The sequence below is a fragment of the Serratia sp. NA_112.1 genome (assembly GCF_052691715.1).
This window is the reverse complement of record NZ_JBQZFO010000003.1, coordinates 157530-177266: the sequence shown is the minus strand read 5'-3', so window position 1 is coordinate 177266 and position 19737 is coordinate 157530. Positions and strand designations below refer to the sequence as shown.

General features: G+C 49.7%; 20 protein-coding genes. 16 read left to right on the top strand and 4 right to left on the bottom strand.

Going from position 1 to position 19737, the window contains the following annotated elements; genetic code table 11:
* The first annotated feature begins 8 nt into the window (after positions 1-8).
* From ACUTQ5_RS08590 to ACUTQ5_RS08520, 15 genes are all read left to right on the top strand, one after another.
* Positions 9-1127, top strand: a complete 1119-nt coding sequence (locus ACUTQ5_RS08590) for a tight adherance operon protein (RefSeq protein WP_445650900.1) — start codon at positions 9-11, stop codon at positions 1125-1127.
* Positions 1127-2407, top strand: coding sequence for a CpaF family protein (locus tag ACUTQ5_RS08585; RefSeq protein ID WP_445650899.1), 1281 nt, complete (start codon positions 1127-1129; stop codon positions 2405-2407). The genes ACUTQ5_RS08590 and ACUTQ5_RS08585 overlap by 1 nt, the downstream gene beginning before the upstream one ends.
* A 2-nt stretch (positions 2408-2409) precedes the next feature.
* Positions 2410-3285 carry a type II secretion system F family protein gene (locus ACUTQ5_RS08580; RefSeq protein ID WP_445650898.1) on the top strand — a complete coding sequence of 292 codons (876 nt, stop codon included), beginning with the start codon at positions 2410-2412 and terminating at the stop codon, positions 3283-3285.
* Positions 3282-4124, top strand: a complete 843-nt coding sequence (locus tag ACUTQ5_RS08575; RefSeq protein WP_445650897.1) for a type II secretion system F family protein — start codon at positions 3282-3284, stop codon at positions 4122-4124. Before ACUTQ5_RS08580 ends, ACUTQ5_RS08575 begins: the two co-directional genes overlap by 4 nt.
* Before the next feature lie 97 nt (positions 4125-4221).
* The gene (locus tag ACUTQ5_RS08570) at positions 4222-4848 is read left to right on the top strand and encodes a tetratricopeptide repeat protein (protein ID WP_445650896.1); all 627 of its coding nucleotides are present in this window, start codon (positions 4222-4224) and stop codon (positions 4846-4848) included.
* On the top strand, positions 4848-5336 hold the full coding sequence (locus tag ACUTQ5_RS08565) for a TadE/TadG family type IV pilus assembly protein (protein WP_445650895.1): 489 nt from the start codon (positions 4848-4850) through the stop codon (positions 5334-5336). The genes ACUTQ5_RS08570 and ACUTQ5_RS08565 overlap by 1 nt, the downstream gene beginning before the upstream one ends.
* 28 nt (positions 5337-5364) lie before the next feature.
* The gene (tadF, locus tag ACUTQ5_RS08560; protein WP_445650894.1) at positions 5365-5889 is read left to right on the top strand and encodes a tight adherence pilus pseudopilin TadF; all 525 of its coding nucleotides are present in this window, start codon (positions 5365-5367) and stop codon (positions 5887-5889) included.
* A 25-nt stretch (positions 5890-5914) separates the two neighbouring features.
* Entirely contained in the window at positions 5915-6265 is a 351-nt protein-coding gene (locus tag ACUTQ5_RS08555) for a hypothetical protein (protein ID WP_445651145.1), read from the top strand.
* Complete coding sequence (locus ACUTQ5_RS08550) at positions 6241-7491, top strand: TadE/TadG family type IV pilus assembly protein (RefSeq protein ID WP_445650893.1); 1251 nt, start codon at positions 6241-6243, stop codon at positions 7489-7491. Before ACUTQ5_RS08555 ends, ACUTQ5_RS08550 begins: the two co-directional genes overlap by 25 nt.
* Positions 7492-7761: 270 nt before the next feature.
* Entirely contained in the window at positions 7762-8307 is a 546-nt protein-coding gene (locus ACUTQ5_RS08545; protein ID WP_445650892.1) for a hypothetical protein, read from the top strand.
* A gap of 33 nt (positions 8308-8340) precedes the next feature.
* Positions 8341-8877: a hypothetical protein gene (locus ACUTQ5_RS08540; RefSeq protein ID WP_445650891.1), complete on the top strand. Its 537-nt coding sequence runs from the start codon at positions 8341-8343 to the stop codon at positions 8875-8877.
* A 97-nt stretch (positions 8878-8974) separates the two neighbouring features.
* Entirely contained in the window at positions 8975-11467 is a 2493-nt protein-coding gene (locus ACUTQ5_RS08535; RefSeq protein WP_445650890.1) for a TcfC E-set like domain-containing protein, read from the top strand.
* The gene (locus ACUTQ5_RS08530) at positions 11454-12173 is read left to right on the top strand and encodes a hypothetical protein (RefSeq protein WP_445650889.1); all 720 of its coding nucleotides are present in this window, start codon (positions 11454-11456) and stop codon (positions 12171-12173) included. Before ACUTQ5_RS08535 ends, ACUTQ5_RS08530 begins: the two co-directional genes overlap by 14 nt.
* A 3-nt stretch (positions 12174-12176) precedes the next feature.
* Positions 12177-13097 (top strand): hypothetical protein, encoded by a 921-nt coding sequence (locus ACUTQ5_RS08525; RefSeq protein WP_445650888.1) that lies wholly within the window; start codon positions 12177-12179, stop codon positions 13095-13097.
* Between the two features lie 14 nt (positions 13098-13111).
* A complete protein-coding gene (locus ACUTQ5_RS08520; RefSeq protein WP_445650887.1) occupies positions 13112-13624 on the top strand; it encodes a hypothetical protein in 513 nt (170 codons plus the stop codon).
* Between the two features lie 171 nt (positions 13625-13795).
* Here ACUTQ5_RS08520 and ACUTQ5_RS08515 read toward each other — a convergent pair whose 3' ends face one another.
* The 4 genes from ACUTQ5_RS08515 to ACUTQ5_RS08500 all read right to left on the bottom strand — a co-directional run bounded on the left by ACUTQ5_RS08515 (position 13796) and on the right by ACUTQ5_RS08500 (position 18311).
* On the bottom strand, positions 13796-14713 hold the full coding sequence (locus tag ACUTQ5_RS08515) for a sugar ABC transporter substrate-binding protein (RefSeq protein ID WP_445650886.1): 918 nt from the start codon (positions 14711-14713) through the stop codon (positions 13796-13798).
* A 61-nt stretch (positions 14714-14774) separates the two neighbouring features.
* Positions 14775-15803: an ABC transporter permease gene (locus ACUTQ5_RS08510; RefSeq protein ID WP_445650885.1), complete on the bottom strand. Its 1029-nt coding sequence runs from the start codon at positions 15801-15803 to the stop codon at positions 14775-14777.
* A gap of 17 nt (positions 15804-15820) precedes the next feature.
* Positions 15821-17305, bottom strand: a complete 1485-nt coding sequence (locus tag ACUTQ5_RS08505; RefSeq protein WP_153857110.1) for a sugar ABC transporter ATP-binding protein — start codon at positions 17303-17305, stop codon at positions 15821-15823.
* 76 nt (positions 17306-17381) lie between these two features.
* The gene (locus ACUTQ5_RS08500; RefSeq protein WP_445650884.1) at positions 17382-18311 is read right to left on the bottom strand and encodes a sugar ABC transporter substrate-binding protein; all 930 of its coding nucleotides are present in this window, start codon (positions 18309-18311) and stop codon (positions 17382-17384) included.
* A gap of 536 nt (positions 18312-18847) precedes the next feature.
* Between ACUTQ5_RS08500 and ACUTQ5_RS08495 the strand changes: the two genes are divergently transcribed.
* Complete coding sequence (locus tag ACUTQ5_RS08495; RefSeq protein WP_445650883.1) at positions 18848-19690, top strand: class I fructose-bisphosphate aldolase; 843 nt, start codon at positions 18848-18850, stop codon at positions 19688-19690.
* Positions 19691-19737 lie beyond the last annotated feature (47 nt).

Genomic DNA, 19737 nt, shown 5'->3' with positions numbered 1-19737 from the left:
AAAGATAAATGTTGTTATTTCCACAAAAGGCAGATGCCAATATTGATCCCGCAGGAAAGAAATTTTATATCATCTCCTCCCGGCAGGAGGTGAATACCCCGCTGAGCGAACAGTTCCGCCTAGTGGGCTTCAGCACGGTTGAAAGCTTGATGCAGGACTTTATGCAGGCAAATAGCCTCAATATTCCGTCAAATGCCAGCGGTGTGGTGGTGGATATTGGAACCAATGAGCAGGTGGACGAAATTATCCATGCTTTGCAGGTCCACATCCCACGGGAAGTTTGGTGCTGCGTCGCTGGGGACAGTGATTCCATTGCGCTGGCACAGGCGTTTGCCCGTCACAATATTCGTTATTTCAACCTGAGTACGCAGCAAGAATTGATGGTGCAGGCGACCGTAGCAGGGCTTGAACTCAAAACCAATCGCCAGGCGGTCAGTATCAGCGTCCTGGGTTGTAAAGGCGGCGTTGGCAGCACCACTATCGGTTATCAGCTTGCCAATGAAATCGTTAGTCTCAAGCATATGCCAACCCTGTTTATTCAGGGAGCCAGTGGCTCGCGCGATCTGGATCTGCATGCCGGCAAAAAACTGCCCCAGGAAATCACACCGGTGCATAAAAAGTTTGACCTGATGAGCAGCGATAGCCAGCGCTTTCCGGATCTAAAACATGACTCATTGCAGAAATACAACTTCGTGTTGTTCGAGCAATCGATCAATACCGCCGATAAGGAGCTATTACGCCATTTAGTGGAAAGCTCCCTGTGTCTGGTACTGATCCTTGATCGCTCAATGGCATCGGTGCGGGTTGCACGGAACATGATCGAAAATATTGAACTGTTACAGCGTACCAGTCGCGTTTCCCGCCGCCTGTTTTTGTGCCTGAATGACACCCGCCCCGTCGCGGTGAATGCCGTAAGCCAGGATGATATTCAGGCGTTATTAGGCCGCCCGATAGACGTAACCTTCCCCTATAACAAGCAAAGAAATCCAACGAAGAGCAAGCACTCACGCTTTGTACGTAGCCTTTCGCCACTCGATAAGCTGACCCAGTATGTTTTGGGATCTGCAGTACGCCCTCAGACATCGTTAGTCAGTCGCCTGCTGACACGCCAGCGCCAGGAGAGATAATGGATATCGCGATTGAATTACAAGAAAACCTGCGCGACAGCGTATTGAAAATCATTGAAATCAATAAGATCGAGCACATGATTGACGATCGTCCACAGATGATTGCAGAAATGAACCGCCTTTTGGAGCGGGTGGTTGAACAACAAAGCATTTATCTGACATCCCAGGTTCAACACCAGATGGCTGAGCTAATGGCGGATGAGATCGGTGGTTATGGCCCGTTACGCCCCCTGCTGGAGGACGAAACCGTTAGTGACATCCTGGTCAACGGCCCGGAACGGGTATTTGTTGAACGCTTCGGTAAACTGGAACTAACTAAACAGCGGTTCATTAACAATAGTCAGTTGACCGACATTGCCAAACGCCTGGTACAACGGGTTGGAAGACGTCTGGATGAAGGCCGTCCACTGGTGGATGCGCGTTTAGCGGATGGCAGCCGCCTTAATGTAGCCATCGCCCCCATCTCGCTGGACGGTACTTCAATCTCAATTCGTAAGTTTGGCAAAAGTAACCTGCAACTGGTCGATCTCATCAGTTCAGGTGCCATGAGCAGCCAAATGGCCAATTTCCTGATCGTTGCTGCTCGTTGTCGGGTGAACATCATCATCTCTGGCGGTACCGGCTCGGGGAAAACCACCCTGCTGAATGCACTTTCGCTATATATTGATGAAAGTGAAAGAATTATCACCATGGAGGATGCGGCTGAATTGCGCTTGATGCAGCCCCATGTGTTACGCCTGGAAACCCGGTTGGCAGGGGTAGAAAACACCGGCCAGATCACCATGCGTTCACTGTTGATCAACTCACTGCGTATGCGCCCCGACAGGATAATCGTTGGCGAATGTCGTGGCGAAGAAGCCTTCGAGATGTTGCAGGCGATGAATACCGGCCACGATGGCTCGATGTCAACCCTGCACGCCAACAACCCGCGCGATGCGGTTGCGCGTCTGGAAAACATGGTAATGATGGCCGGGATGAATATCCCGATGGAGTCAATCCGGCGAAATATCTCCTCTGCAATCAACATTATTATTCAGGTATCGAGATTAAATGATGGCTCTCGAAAAATAATGAACATTAGTGAGATTATGGGCATTGAAGGAGATCGCATTATTTTGCAGGATATCTTTCACTTCCAAAGCCAGAACGAACGGGATGAAAACGGAAAAATTAAAGGACAGTTTATTAATGACGGATTACTGGTGCGCTCAACCGTGATGCAAAACGCTATCCTTTTCAATCTCAGCGACGAACTTAAACAAATATTTGGCATGGAGTAAATATGTTTTATTTCATCCTGATTATTGGCCTGTTAATCCTCGGCTACAATATCATTATTTTGCGACGTTTATCCCGTCTCTCCGCTAATGAGACAAAACGCCCCGCCCCGCAGATCGCACAGTTATTTTCTTTAGGCGAGTTAATTGCCGAGTGGAAATTATACGCATTGGGTGATAACACCTGGCGTGGGCGCCGTAGCCTGATTATAGCCATGGTCATATTAATAACGTTACTGTTGGTGAATGCTCATTGGTTAATGTTCGATTTATTACTTTTTGCGCCATTGACTCTGCTGATGTTATTCATAGGCCAAATTCGTATCGGCCGTACGCTACATCGCAGGTATTTCGAAGAGCATTTCCCCGAGGTGTTATCGGTAGTCAACGCTTCAGTCTCTGCAGGCAACAGTATTCATCAGGCTTTAAATCGCTGCGGGGAGAGCATTGAGGGCGATTTGGGAGCCACTTTCAACCGTATTGATCGGCGTCTGAATCTGGGTGAAGAGCCTGAAAGGGTTTTTAATGATGCCTGGCAGAACTACCGCTATCGTGAGTTTTATTTCTTTATCGTGGTGATGCTAGTCAGTATTCAACGCGGTGGTCAGTTACGAATTTTAATCGGTCGGCTGTCACGCATTATCAATAGCAGCAAAAATATGGCACGACGAAAAAATGCCATGACATCAGAAGCTAGGATGTCGGCAAAAATCGTCGCCGCCATTCCTCTGCTGTTCTTTTTCGGCATGCGATATTTTAGCCCGGAAAACTTTGACTTTGTGGTTAACGATCCCACTGGCCGCTTGATCCTGTACTACGTGATTATCAGTGAGGGTATTGGCATGCTAATTATCTGGGCGATGTTAAGAAGGGCCGTATGATGGATTGGATATATGGTTTTATATTTATATTCGGCGTTTATCTGAGCGCAGTGACACTGATAAAGCAACAAAAGGTAATGCGCCAGAAAAAAATCATCGAACACGCCAACGATGAGAGCGGAAAAAAGATGATGGCGAAGATCGACTATAGGGCGTTGATCATTCATAACGACCGCTGGTTAACGTTTCTCGACAATCTGGATAAAAAACTGGAGATGAAGCTACGTATTTGTCTCGGTATGGGATTGTTTATGCTGGCGTTAAAATTGGTTGGCATACTTCCTGTCTCTATGCGTGCGTTGGCAATGCTGCTGTTATTGGTATTTGTACTTATCATTATCGTGCCTGGCTTATTGCTAAAGCCCGCGATCACCACTCGAATCAAAAGGATGCTGGATGCCCTGCCTTACTTTATCGATCTGGTAGCCGTGTGCGTACAGTCAGGCATGACAGTAGAGAGCGCTCTGAAATACATCGGCGAACGCTTTGATGATATGGATTGCAATCTCGCCAGCCTAATCAAGTTGGTGGTGAAGAAAGCCGAGGTCAGTGGGCTGGAGGACTCATTGGCAGAACTTTACCGTTCAATGGATATGACCGAAATGCGCATGTTTTGCGCTACCCTGCAGCAGAGTGTGCATTATGGAACCTCGCTTTATGAAAATTTGATGGAGCTATCGAAAGACATTCGAGAATTACAATTATTAATCACGGAAGAAAAAATAGGCAATCTCTCAGCAAAAATGAGCGTGCCATTAATTCTTTTTATTATGTTTCCTATCACAGTATTAATTGCTGCACCGGGTATTTTAAGGATTATGAAACATGCCATGCTATAAAAAAATCATTCCTCTTGCATTATATATATTGTTACTCAGCGGCTGTGTTACTCCAACACCGAAAACACAAAGTGATCTGACTTTTCAGGAAGACATCTTGCTAAAAGCCAAAAATTACAATGAACTGATTAATCTTTACCGTAGCTGGTTGAAGGGAAAAGAAGATCCCAACGTCCGTTTAAAATTGTCGCGTTATTATTATCTCTCTGGGGATTACAAATCGTCGCTTTATTATTTGCAGCCGCTGGCCAGCAAACCGGACCTCAACGTTTATACCTTGCAAGCACAGAACATGATCGCGATGGGCGACTATTTACATGCCCAGCGCGTAACAGATCGCATGCTGGAACGAGATCCTCAAAGTGCCGAAGCCTATAACCTGCGCGGTATTGCCATGGCATTGTCCGGCAAGCTGGGCGATGGCGGCGGCTCAATCCAGAAAGCCCGCGATCTGTTTATTGCCGATGACGTAGCGATCAACAATCTGGCGATGATAGCGCTGCTGGATCAACGCTATCAGGACGCCGTTGGCCTGTTGCTACCACAGTATTTGCGTGGCCGCAAACAGCCCCACCTGCTGCACAACCTGGTGTTGGCGCTGGTGAAAGTAGGCGACATACGTTATGCCCGCGACATTCTCAGAAACGAGAACCTGTCCGATTATCCCGATGAGTTACTCGACGCGCTTGGTCGCGTCGGGCCACTGAGGAAAGGGACGGTCTGATGCAAAGGATACGTAGGTTCAAGCGTGAACAAGATGGTGTAGCCACCATCGAGTTTTCCCTCACCATCATTTTGTTTCTGTTTATGGTGCTGTTCGTCGCTGAAATGTCGCGCATGGCTTACATCTCTTCGGTTATCGATTTGGCGATTTCCGAAGCGGCTAAGGATGCGAAAAATGCGCCGGCGGGTACCGCAGGTTACAACGCCCGTTTCAACGCGCGCCTGACCCAACAGGGGGGATCCCTTTGGGGATTCCTCACCAACAAGGATGCGGTGCTGATTAACATCACTTACAGCGACTCATTAGCGCAGATGATCGCCACAGGGGGGGCTGCCGGCAATGCTCGTAACAAACCCTTGGCGCGCTATCGCGTTAACTATCAGTACCGGCCAATGTTTCTCCCCTTCCCTAACAGTTGGGCTAATACGTTATTTGATCGTGAGGTGATCTTTGTTCAAGAATATGAACGTTCGAAATTTATGGATTGATCAGCGCGCCTCAGTGGCTGTGGAGTTTGTGGTGATATCCATGGTGCTGTTCCTGTTTATCTTTTTCCTCGCGGACCTGGTAATGCGCCAGGCTATGATTGGTAAATTGGATCGCGTCTCATATTCGGTGGCCGGTGTATTACGTGAGCGTATTCAGTTATATGACGCGCGCGAACAGCTGACCCAACAGGATGTCGATCAATCCCGGGCATTGGCTCAGCGTATTCTGAGTGATATGGACAACAAAGCTGATTTGTCCCAGTTAGGCGTCACGGTTGAAGAAATACACTTTTACAACCCGGTAGATCTTTCGGACGACAGTAAGCGAATGAAGTTTTACCGCAATTGGCACAGTGGCGTGACGGCAAGCTGTGCCCCTCCGCAATCGTTGCAAACGCTGCAGCAATTGACCCCAAAGGGCAGTTATGGTCGTTGGGTACCCTTGTATCAGGTCACAGTCTGCCTGCCAACGGTGAGTTGGTTTACCCGCTTGACCACTGGCTTGGGACAAACCCCACTGATGTCCTCGTTCTCCATCGTCATGCTGCGTTGATGTCATGAGACTTCTGCTATTGACCATGCTCAGCCTGCTGACGCTTTGCCCGGTACGGGCTGAAAAACAACAGGCTGTCATTTTTATCGACTCTTCTGACCCTGCGCAGACGAACCTAATTACCGAAATCAATCAATCGCTATTTTATAGCCCCACACTGCGACGCCAAGTTGCGGTGCAGGTGTTTGATATCAACCCTCGCGGCCCGGCGTTTAGTGGTGAATTGGATTTTCAACGCGATGGTAAAGGCCAGGCGGTGGGCCAATTCCGTCCAGGGAAACTTCCCTATCTTTTTTGCCGCAATGATGGGGAAACGACAACGCAATTTACCTTAAGGAATAAGGATCAATTATGCCTATGTATCAAAAAGTACTGAGGCTATACCAGCGCTTTTATGACGATCAACGCGGCGCTTTTGCCATCAGCTTTGTCATGATGTCCGGTTTTTTATTGGCCATGGCCGCATTTGGTTTAGAGGGCTCACGCTATATTGATGAACGCGCCAGGCTGTCCGATGCTATGGAACAGGCGGCCCTGGCGCTTACCGCTGAAGATAACGGCGCGGGCATGCCCCGAAATTACACCCTGTCCCAGGATTGGTTTCGGGCTTACATGCGTCATGATGAAGCGGTATATCAACCCGTGGTTAATGTCCTGCGCGGAATGTCCACCAGCGGCAGCAAACTGGCTTATGTAGAGTACCGAGTCAGCGGCCAGACGCTGCAAAACTCCTGGTTCTCATCCACCCTGTTTCCCAGTTTTGATAAACAGGTGGTGATTGGTGACAATGGTGCCGCACGCAAATACCGTTCCAATATTGACGTGATGTTTGTCACCGACTTTTCGGGTTCTATGAACTTTCCATTTGGTGGCAGTACCAAATTAATTGAGCTCAAACGCATAGTCCTGCAATTGGCAAACGAACTTTATAACTACGACATGGACAATAAAGTCGGTTTTACCCCCTTTGCCTGGGGAACAAAATCCGGCGGAGCCTGCACACCACAGTTTGTTGCCAACCGCTCCGTACCCGTGGACATTCTGAGCGATCAGCAACAAGTTGGAGCACTGGAAGGCTACGTTAATTTCCCGGCAACGGTGGCTGCGATACCTAACCCCGTCCATGACATGCAATTCCCCATGGAGAATGTCGCCGATGGTATTTGCCTGAAAAATACTAACACCTACGTAGTTCCCTTGACGTCAAACTATGGGCAGATTTCTCAGATTCAAAGCATGAACGCTCATGGCGGTACCCTGGTCAGTTCTGGCGTATTGTCAGGAGTGCAAGAACTGGCAAAGGGCACCGCTTCACGCAAAGTACTGGTGATTGTTTCTGACGGTACGGACGATCCTGTGACCAACAACATTACCCCGCACTTATTAAATGCCGGCATGTGCGACAGAATTCGCAGTGTGCTGTCTACCAAAGAGTCTGTGGGGAAAATTGCCTTTATTGGCATCGACTATAAACCCACGGTAGATTGGGTTAAATGCGTCGGTGCGCGCAACTTTTATCTCCCTCAGAATATCTCTCAGCTTGAAGATGATATGCGGCGCGCCGTATTTGAAGAAGTTGGTCATAACACGCTAAAAGATTAATCCACGCCTCAGGGCAGTTGAAAAATACTTAATCAGAATTAATGAGGGTAGATTGCAAGCCACGGCGACATATCCTTGCTAGCCTTATTGCGTAGTTAATGTGAGTGACAATTTATGACTGTTCGATGTTATTCCTTGTCGTAGATTCATAATTAACATTACTGACAATAATTACACGGCTACCGTTCATATATTATGGCCATCTGCATGGTGGTGTTTTATGTGCACGGTATTAATAAGTATATTTCTTATCAAAGGACGGATATTCAAATGAAAACTAAAGTAGCGCTTTCCGTGTTAGCAGGTCTGATGTTCTCGGCAGCTGCCCTGGCAGAAACCCCTGCCAGCTATGACACCAAGTTTAACGTCAGCGCTAACGTTCCAGACAGCGTACACATTACCGATCCAAGTGGCCGTCCGGTTACCGATCTGGATGTGGTCATGAAGGCGGCAGCCTCCGGTTATATGGAAGCGCAAACGCCAGCGTTGAAAATCTGGAACAACGATGTGAGCAAACTGGACGTCACCATGGTTCTGGACGACAGCCAGGCCACCAGCGGTTCGGCGTTTACGCTGTACAGTACCCAAGGTGGAGCGCTTAACCCTATGAGTTATCAGATTAAAACCTTAACCTCTGCCGGTTCCAAAACCTTTGCGACCTCCGGCGTCTCTAACGACTATACCCTGATCGCCAATGGTACGACTCATTCCGAACTGCCAGTGGTGTTCCAGTTCGTGTCAGATGGCAAATATGACACCCTGGCTCAAGGTAACTACAGTGGCGTGGTTTATGCGAACATAAGCACTAAACCATAACATTCTTATATTATTAGGTCAGGGTCGGTCGTAATGATCGGCTCTGTTAACGCCATGATTAAATCCAAAATCACCTTTATATTTCTGCTGGTGACGCTGTCATTACATGGAAGTGCTTTAGCCATCACAAATGCACAGGTCAGCCTGAATATTGCCGCGGAATCCATCCCCCGCCTGGCAATTTATTATCAAGGAAAACCCGTAACCGGATTTGGCATTGACCTGGAGTTACCGGTGAATGGTTATTCTCAACATTTTGAACAAACTACCGACCTCCTGTATATCGTGGGGAATATCGAAAATGCGAATGTATTATTTTCAGACGTTGGGTTTGTCCTTAACTCCATCAGCGGCGGTGCAGAAAAAGTCAATCTGCAGGGGGATTTTATCTATCAAGGCTCACCCTCAAATGCCCTGGAAAAATTACGTATTCCTGTATTAAACAATATCGGTGAAGCAAGCGTAAGCAAAGGATTTAAAGTTCGTTTCAAATCTGATTCGCTGGCAGGAAACTACCCCCAGGGCAGCTATGCAAACTCTTTTACCCTATTGGTAACGCCAATACTTTAAACCAGAGCAGGGACGCATGAACCGTAAATTAGCTCTCACCGTAATTTGCTTCGGAAGCGCGATCACTCTGAAGCCATTTCCATTACAGGCCTCCGGCATGGCACTACCCCCTGGATTTGAGGATATATTCAACGCGAAGCAAAATGGCATTTTTGACGTGATATATGGCGATATTTCTATCGGGTCACTCAGTGCCGAGTATGACAAAAAAGACGTCCTGTTACTTTCTCCTGAAAATATTGTGGAACAACTGACCGCCACGAATATGCCAGCGCTCATCATAGAAAATAAACAGTTACTGAAATTACTGTCAGCCCCAATAAAACGCGTCAATAAAGAAGTTCTGGCTCAAAAGGATATTGTGGCGTGGCTGAATGATTCTGATGCTACGCTGCATTTAATTTTACCGGCTACCCTGTTTAAATCACCAAACCAGGCCAATGACCGTACCTATATTTTGCATAAGAGTCAGCCCGGTTTTGTGCATAGCCATAACCTGAACTTTTTATCGGATAACTATGGCGACAGCTTCAGCATTGCGTCGAACGATACGCTCAACCTGACGGGTAACAGCTATATCAAGGGCGCATGGAGCTATTCGCAAGACATCGCGCTGAATCTCGATGAACTGGCACTTTATCTGGAGCATGACAGCACCCGCTTTAAGGCAGGACGCCAGCGTATGGGCGACAACCTGGTCTACAGCACCCCTTCATTGGGTTATAGCTTTTTCAACCCACTCAGCTTTGACGGCGTCTCCCTGGGTTATATGACCGATAACTACCTGCGTTCAAGCACCGGGGCCTCTTCGCCTGTCACTTTGTACATGCCGCTGGCCGGTACGGTGGAAGTGTATCGCAATGGTCGGTTGATCGATTTGCAACAGTTCCCGCCAGGCATGCAGCAGTTGAATACTGAGGCCTGGCCTGCCGGTGGCTATGATGTGCAATTGATCACCAAGCTGGTTAACGGCAGCCGGGAAGTTAAATCCCAACCTTTTTTTAAGCGCAGCGGTATGTTCCGTTCTGGCGATCTGGAGTACGCCTTGCAATTAGGTCGTTACGATCAGCGCCAAGGGCATTTATCATCATTGCGGGGCAACGATTGCACCGGTTGCAGTCTGAACAACGGCCAAAACGGTATTAATAATAACAGTCTGGCCAGCATAACGTTGGGTTATACCACCCAATCCGCCTTGTCTTTTGGCAGCGGCAGCCTATTGGATAACAATCATCTGTATTTCAACGGCAGTCTCGATATCCCGCTTAATCTGTGGATTGCCGAACGCCTGTACACCGATGCTCTGATCGGTAATGACGGTAGCTATGGTTATCAAGTGGGGTTTAGCAAAAACCTGAACAATATTGGTTTTAACCTGAGCTATCGAAACAACCGCTACCAAGGTAGTGAATCAGACTTCCGACGTTTTGGTGTGGTGCCTGCCTACGATTTTAATTACCTGCAACTGGGTATCAGCACCTTTCTGCCATGGAACATTGGCCTGTCGGTAACTTACAGCATGAACACCCTGTATCAAGAGTATAAAAAACAGGGCCAAACCGATTATAAAACCTGGGATATTGCGCTTAACCGCGATTTCACGCTGAACGACAATATGAACCTGCGAGTGGATTTGGGTTATCACCAGGGTGTGAATGAATACACCCGTAAAGGTTCGCAAAACACCTTTGTCGACAGCAGTAAGGATAATCGAGTCTTCGCTCAGTTCACGCTGGGTATGCGTGAACAAAGCTTCAACCATTACCAGTCTCTGTACCTGCGTTCACGTCTCAGTGACAAGGGTAGCGACGACCGTCTTTCGAGTGCCGACTATGCCCTGGATCTGCAAAACCCGGATTTTGACCGCAGCGGAAAATATTCCGTGACGGCCAGCGTCAACAATGGGCCGGGCAACCAGACCAACGGCGGTGCCGGAGTCACTGTCGACAATGCTCTGGGTTATACCTCTGCGGGCCTGAACAAATCACTGGGTGATAACAACTACCGTCAGTATTACCTGTCGCAACGCGGCGGTTTCGCATTAGGTGACGGAACTTTTGGCTACGGCCGTATGGACAATAATACTGCACTAATTGTCGATGCTACCGAGTTGCCTGGAGATCAGTATTTCGAAGTTCGCAACCGCGATTCAGCGCCGGTAGTGGTAAAAGGCGGCCAAAAAACCGCTCTGGATATTCAGCCTTACCAAAAAGTGGCCCCTTCGGTGGAGCAGGTCTATACCGGTGATGCCTCGGCATTTTATAACCTGACCACGAAATCGGCTGCAACCTGGGCTATGCCCGGGCAAGCTTACAAAGTCAAAATCACCGCCACCAAAAACCAAACAGTGACCGGTCGCATTTATTTCCAAGGTGCCCCGCTACCTCATGCCCGGGTGGTTGGAGGCAATACCCTGACGGATGAAGAAGGATTATTTGTCGGTGATTTCACTATGGGAATCAATGATAAATTGCAAATGTTAACGGTTAAGAAAGACCAACAAAATTACACCTGCCCATTGATGGAAGAAAACATCAGGCTGACTCAAGGCATTATGCAAATTCGTGAGGTTGATTGTGAAATTCAATAAAACAAAATCGCTGCTTTTATCTTTTGGCTTTACTGTATTTATGACATCAGGGATGTCTCAAGCCATCGAGGTATTCCCGATCATTAAAGAAATAAATAATGATACTCCACGTGATAACTATATCACTGTGAAATCAATGTTTCGTGCACAGGACAGTATCAATGAGAATAAAACAGAAGCCCAGCAGTATGAATTTGTCACACTGGAATTATTCTCGGTAAAAAATCCTGGCGCAGAAAAAGAAACTCTTGAAAAAGAGTTAGGTAAACAGGATCCAAGCCTGATCTTTTCCCCCACCCGTCTGATTATTCCCTACGGTGAAGAACGGAAAGTTCGTTTAATGCCCCTGAAATCGGTCGATCGTGAAAAAGTTTATCGATTACGCATTCGTCCTAGCTATCCAGAACAGGCCTTAGATAAGGGGAAAGTTCGTTTCGCCATTGGTTATGACGTGTTGCTGCGCTATTTACCGCCCAGCAAACACACCCAAGGTGTTGATATCAAATGCAGCAATAATATCTGGACAGTCACCGCTACCGGCAACGTGCGCAGCGAAATGCGCAACCTGGTAGTGGATGGGCGTAAAGGTGTGGTGAATTTTAACGTCTATCCTGACTTTCCACGCAGCCTGCCGGTGAGTCAAACGCTGGCGTTTGAAATGGACAAAAAAATGTACATCTATAACCAGTGTCAGTTAAAGGAGTAAGCCATGACTCGCCTTACTTTGGGGATGCTACTGATGTTAACCGCAAACTCGGCAGTAGCCGGCGATTGGGTTTTCCGCCCCACCGGCAGTGGCACTCTGCGCATTTTCCAACAGGGCAGTACGGCAGAATTAGCACCTGACATGCTTGCTCAGCGCCAACAAATCGGCGAAACAATGACGCTGCAGGTGATCCCCAGCGGCATGGGCCGTTGTGAAAACGGCATGCTGAGCGGTAGCGGCCCCTTGGCTTCGGTCAAAATTCCTTTATTACCCATGTCGCACGGGGTGGTTCAGAGCCAGCAAAAAATCACTTGTGGAGAATCACTGTTTTTTGATGCCCCGGCAGCGGCGCAGTGGGTTGGGATGAAAGCCGTCCCTGACATCAACTCTCTGGTCAGCGGCAATATACCCGCAGCTTTGCTGGGCCAACGAGTCTTGTTGGGCAGCATCAATTTCATCAGTTCAGGTAACAATGTGACGACCCATTCGGTGTATCTCGATCTGGCGACGTTGGGCAGCGGTATAGCAACGCTAAAGGCCAGCTTCTCCAAGCCCACGTTGTCATTTGGTGAGGTCGGCGATCTGAGTGATGCTCAAGGTGACGCCAAACTCACCATTTCAAAAACCCGCGATGCAGGAGACATGGCGATCCCCTATCTTCTGACATTTGAATCAAGCCAGCAGCGTGAGGGTAATTTTCAATTGAAATCAACGTTGGAAGACCGTTACGTCACTTATCAGATCAAAATTGGCGATAAAAGTATGACGCCAGGCGACAACTACTCCGGCACGGTGCCGACAGGCAGTGTCACCAGCGACACAGTAAATATCCATTTTACCTTGGTAGCCAAACAACTTAATGGATTAAAAGCCGGTACCCGACTGACCGATACACTGACAGCGGTTATCACGCCAGACAGTTAACGAGGAGAATAAAGGTGAACAAATCTATACGGCGAGTCGCCATGGTACTGGCGCTGTTATTCAACTGTTCTGCATGGAGTGCGGTAACGGTCAGAACCGATATTTTGGTGCAAGCAGAGATCAGCACCAGTGTGCGGGTCTATGTTGATGGCAAGGACGTCACTAACGGCACCATTAGCGTCAAAATGGAAGATAAAGCAGGTTATATGGTCGGTACTACTCCGCCGTTTTTATTTATCGGCAATGCCAGTACGGTTTCCTTATCCCTTACCGAACCACCCAAACGAGAGTTGGTTTCTGAAAACAAAGATACGATGAAGCTCAATAGCGCATGGCTCCGCGAAAATGGCACGCCGGTATCAGCCCTTTTCCCATTGGGCAATCGACCGGTTTATCCAACCCTGGCAGACGTTCCAGACCCGCAAAAGGGGGTGAAAGTACAATTCACTTCGGCGCAACGAAGTGAAACTTATCCACTTGGCACTTATAGCGGTACTTATATTGTGATGGTGACTCCATCAACTTAAGAACACCCTCAATAACAATAAGAGTTTCATGATTTAGAAAGCCACCCTGTCTTTCTATTTGCGGGCGTTACAAGTAGTTAGGTTCTTACACTTGCAACGATCCCGCTTTTTTTTTGAATAATGCGTTCTGGCGATAGTTGTTGGCGGTTATTCGAAGCCCAAGGGCCAAGGTTATTTCGCCGCGTACTTTTGCATATTGGCCAGGGTCACCAGTTCAAACGGGATCCAGTAGTAAGGAGCCAGCTTTTCGCCTTTAATCATGCGCTGCGCCACGTCAACCGAGGCTTTGCCCTGGCCAACCGCATCCTGAAACACCGTCACCTGCATCTTGCCAAAAGACAAGGCTTTCAGGCCGTCCGGCGTGGCGTCAATGCCGCCAACCAGCACCTTGTTGCCCTGCTTACCGGCCTGCTGCAACGCCATAATCGCGCCAATCGCCATCTCATCGTTATTGGCGGCGACGATATCGATAGACTCACCGTTGGTGAGCCAATTCAGCATCAGCTCCATTCCTTCGCTGCGCGAGTAGTTGGCGCTCTGTTTTTGCACCACCTTCATTTTCGGGTACTTCGCCACCACCTGCTCGACATCTTTGGTGCGTTGCAGTGCGCCGGCGTCGGTCAGGTTACCGATCATCACCGCCACGTTGCCCTGATAGTTGGCCAGCCGCGCCAGTTCTTCCATCTGCAAGGTGCCGGACTGCTTCTCGTCGGAGCCAACAAACACCACGCCGGCAGGCAGTTTGCTGTCGCCCGGCGTGCGGTTCACATACACCAGTGGAATGCCCGCTTTGGTCACCATTTTGGTGATGGCAGGCGTACCCGCCGAGTTGACCGGATCGACAATAATCGCGTCCACTCCGGCGCTGATAAAATTCTGCACCTGATCTGTCTGGCGACCTACGTCGCCGCGCGCGTCTTCGAACTGCACGCTGATACCGCGCGCCTTGGCTTCTTTGTCGATTGAATGACGAATGATGGTCAGGAAGTTCTGGTCAAAGTAGGCCATTGACACGCCGATGGTTTCCGCCAGCACCGAGGTGGAACAGCCGAGCGCCGCCACCAGCACGATTCTTTTTAAATATTTCATGATGATTCCCCAGGGTAAAAAAAACCGCCGAGCAAAATGCATCGGCGGAAATTCACGGCAATCAGTGTTTTTTACGGTTACGGTGCATGTCGATAGACACTGCGGCGACGATAATCACGCCTTTGATAATGTCCTGAATGTAGGAGTCCACACCGATAAAGGTGAAGCCACTTTTAATCAGCCCGAGGATCACCGCACCAATCAGCGTACCGGTAATGCGCCCAACGCCACCCATCAGGCTGCTGCCGCCGATCACCGCCGCGGCGATGGCATCCAGTTCGTAAGACATGCCCATGCTCGACTGGCCGCTGCTGACACGCGCCGCCAATACCACACCTGCCAGCCCTGCCAGCCCACCGGCGATGGTATAGACCGTCACCAGGTATTTATTGACGTTGATGCCGGAGACTCTGGCCGATGTCATGCTGCCGCCGATGGCGTAGATGTACTTGCCGTAACGGGTATGCTTCAACGCGACATGGAAGATCACCGCAATCACCAGGAAGATGATCACCGGCATCGCGCCCTGGCCGATTGAGGTAAAGCCGTCAGACAGGAAGCTGACCGGGTTACCCTGGGTGTAGTACTGCGCCAGGCCACGTGCCGATACCATCATGCCCAAAGTCGCGATAAAAGGCGGGATACCGGTGCGGGTAATCAGGAAGCCGTTGATGAAACCGCAGATAATGCCCACGCCGATCCCGGCGCCGATAGGGATCGCCGCCGGCAGGTCGAGCAACGCCGGGTACATTGGCGAAATACTGTCTGAGGTTTGCGCCAGGCTGGCCGCCACCACTGCGGTTAAGGCTATCAGCGAGCCGGAGGAAAGGTCGATACCGGTGGTGATAATAACCTGGGTCACGCCCACCGCAATGATGCCGATAATCGCTACCTGCAACACAATCAGCAGCAGGCGGTTCGGGTTCATCAGGAAGGACTGGTCGCGGATGTACCAACCCAGAATTTCAAACACCAGCGCAATGCCGAGCATCACGATAAAGATGCCGGTGTCTTTCGGCATTTTGCCACTCAGGCCAGCGAACAGTGGCGCTTTGCCCGCAAGCGGCTTCTCGATTTTTACATTACTCATGGGAATTCACCTTTGCGTTATTCAGAGGCCAGCGCCAGGATTTTTTCCTGATTCGCTTCTTCTTTATCCAAAATGCCGGTAATACGACCGCCGTGCATCACCATCACCCGGTCGCTCATGCCGAGGATTTCCGGTAATTCCGATGACACTAAAATAATGGCGACGCCACGGTTCGCCAGTTCGCTGATCAAACGATAGATTTCCGCCTTCGCCCCCACATCAATGCCGCGCGTTGGCTCATCGAGGATCAGTATTTTTGGCTGGGCCAGCAGCCAGCGGGCAATAAGCACCTTCTGCTGATTACCGCCGCTCAGGTTATTGATGATTTGGTCCATGGTCGGAGTTTTGATATTGAGCTTTTTGATCTGCTCCATGCAGTCCTTGGCCATTTGCACGTGGCTGACGAAGCCGTTTTTGCCGATATACTCCGACAGGTTGACGATGCTCATGTTCTCGACCACCGACAGCACCAAAAACAGCCCGGATTTTTTGCGGTCTTCGGTAAGGAACGCTAGCCCGAGTTCAATCGCTCGGGAGGGAGAATCCACTTTGGCCGCCTGGCCCTCAATGAAGATGTGACCGCCGTCCGCCGGGTGCATGCCGAACAGACTTTCCATCACCTCGCTGCGGCCGGCCCCCACCAGCCCGGCGACGCCGAGGATCTCGCCGCGCTTGACGCTGAACGAGACATCGTGAAACCAGTCGGCACGGCGCAACCCTTCGACACGCAGTACTTCCTCGCCGATATTGTTGTTGAATTTGGGGAACATCTGGGTCAGCTCACGTCCCACCATCATGGTGATCAGCGACTGTTTGGTCAGGTTTTCGGTCTTGTCGCAGGCGATAAAGGTACCGTCGCGGAAAATACTCACTTCATCGGTGATGGCGAAAATTTCGTCCATCTTGTGGCTGATATAAATAATGCCTTTGCCCTGCTCGCGCAGTTCACGAATGATGGCGAACAGGTGTACAACTTCACCTTCGGTCAACGCCGAGGTGGGTTCGTCCATGATCAACACATCTGCGTTATAGGAAACCGCCTTGGCAATCTCCACCATTTGCTGGCTGGCGATGCTCAGTTCACCCACCAACGTCTCAGGTTTGAGTTTAATGTTCAGCCGAGTCAGCAATTCGCGGGTCTGTTTGTTCAGTTGGTCATGGTTTACGAAGCCCAGCTTTGCCGGCTCACGCCCCAGCCAAATGTTTTCCGCCACCGTCATATAAGGCACCAGGTTAAGTTCCTGGTGAATCATGGAGATCCCTGAATGCAGCGCCTGCAGCGTATCGCTGAAGGTCACCGGTTGGCCTTTTATTTTAATGGTGCCTTCATCGGGGTGATAAATACCGATTAAACATTTCATCAGCGTGGATTTACCCGCGCCGTTTTCTCCCATTAACGCGTGTACGCTACCTGGTTTGATTTTAATTGAGACTTTATCCAGCGCCTTCACGCCGGGAAATTGCTTACTGATGCCTTCAGCCTCAAGAACATAAGGATACATACCGATAACCTCCGCCGTTCGTTAATGCATCCCTGCCGGTAAATGCGGCAGGGATATAACCGCGCTGCCTTAACGCTTATTTTCTGTTCTTGTCGGCAAATCCCTGGTAGTTGGCCTTGGTGATCAGCTGATACGGGATCAGTACGTTGCTTTCCACCCTCTCGCCTTTCACCAGTTGAATGGCGGTTTGCACCGCACCCTCACCCTGCCCTTTGGCATCCTGGAACACGCTCAGCGCCAGATCGCCCTTCTTGATGTATTCCAGTGCATCCGGGGTCCCGTCAACACCGGCCACCAATACGCCACTTTTCTTCGCCTGTTTCAGTGCCAGGATCGCACCAATCGCCATTTCATCGTTGTTGGAGGCGATAGCATCAATCTTCTGACCGGTCAGCACCCAGTCAGTAGTAACGTCAATGGCCTCTTTACGGGCAAACTTGGCGGTTTGCTTGTCGAGGATTTTGATGTCGGGATACTGGGTCGCCATCTCTTCCACACCTCGGGTACGGTCACGGGTCGCCTCACTGGACAGCTCCCCCATAAGGATCATCACATTGCCCTTGCCATTCATCAGCTTGGCCAATTCCTCCATCTGCAGCTTGCCGGCCAGTTTGGAGTCAGACCCCACATAGGCCATACCTGCAGGCAGCGTGACTTCCGGGCGGCGGTTAACGAACACCAGCGGGATCTTGGCGTTTTCCGCCAGTTTGATCATCGGTTTCACGCCCTGGGTATCGACCGGATTTAGGATGATGGCGTCGACGCCCTGACTGACAAAGTTCTCGATCTGTTGGATCTGCTGGGCGACATCCCCTTTTGCATCTTCAAATTGAGCACTGACATTGCCGTCCTGTTTCATTTTGCTCTGCATTGACTGGCGCAGGATGGTGAGGAAATTGTCATCGAAAGCAGCCATGGAAACGCCGATTTTAATGTCTTTTGCCAGCACGCTGGCCGGCAACATGCACATCAATACCGAGGTGACGATCAGTTTCTTCAGCTTCATGTTTTGTACCCTTTAATCGTTAGAGTGAAGAGGCCTGTTGATTTGACAGCTAATGAAAAATATTTTTTACATTCAAACAACAATCCGTTCGGTGTTATCCCTTTGATACGGCAGATTTATCGCTTTTCCACCCGTATCCACATGGTGTGCAAAACTTTGATCAATGTCTCAAATAATATTAAAAACAACACTTTAAAATAAACACTCTATCTGGACATTGAAGCCTCAAAGTCATTATTAAATGTTTATTTCATAATTGAGATTATTGAAACTTTTTTAACCAAACAAGCGAAACATGCGTTTTGGAATGGCCAAGTAACAAAAACATGACACGGATCTAACAAATAACGCAAAAACCGCCATCGTGTTGGTGGCATAAGTGCGTTCGGCAAACAAAGAGCCCCCGCAACGATGAAAAATGACGCGGCACATTCTCAGCAAATGTGCGAGCAAGCACGCAGTTTGCGGATCCGCTGTTTCATCCAAGGCGTTACTCGACAATACTGAATGGACGTGTATTTTCAGGAGGATAAGACATGCAGCTCAGCAGTAAGGTACGGATGAACCGGCTGTTTAATAACGGCAAATGCCTCGACGTGGCGATTGATCACGGCATCGCCAATGAGCCGGATTTTTTAATTGGCCTGGAGGACATCGAACGGGTCATTGACAGCCTGATCGTTGCCCGTCCCGATGCCATTCAGGTCAATTATGGCCAGGCGGATTTATTGCAACGTGCAACCCAGCGCGATAAACCGGCACTGGTGATGCGCACCGACGTCGGCAATGCTTATAACGCCGCACGCCACCGTGAAATGTGGGCGGTACTGCATAATCCAGAAGCGCCGATCCTCGCCGCACTGCAAATGGATGCGGCGGCGGTGGTGGTTAACCTGTATCTGATCCCCGATGAACCGGGCATTTTCCGCCAGTGTGTCGAGAATATTGGTCGCCTGCGTCATGCCTGCGAGCGCTACGCCATGCCGCTGATGATCGAACCGCTGGTAATGGCACCGGCCGGCCAGGGCGCGGCCTACGGTTCACTTGGTGACGTAGAAAAAATGGTGCCGTTAGTCCGGCTGGCGCGTGAACTGGGTGCCGACATCATCAAGGCCGACCCGACAGAACGAGTAGAGGACTTCCACCGCATTGTGGAGGCGGCGCGCTGCCCAACGCTGGTGCGTGGCGGCGGTAAAGGCGAACTGGGCGCGGTACTGGAAAAATCTGCTGCCCTGATGGCCCAGGGGGCGTCCGGTATGGTGTATGGCCGCAATGTCTATCAACACAGCAACCCATCGAAAGTGGTCAGCGCGTTAATGGCCATCATTCATCAGGGTGCCAGCGGTCAACAAGGACTGGAAATCTACCATCAACCCTGATCCCCGCTTTTGTAATTAAAATAATCCCTCCCCCGGCGGCAGCATGT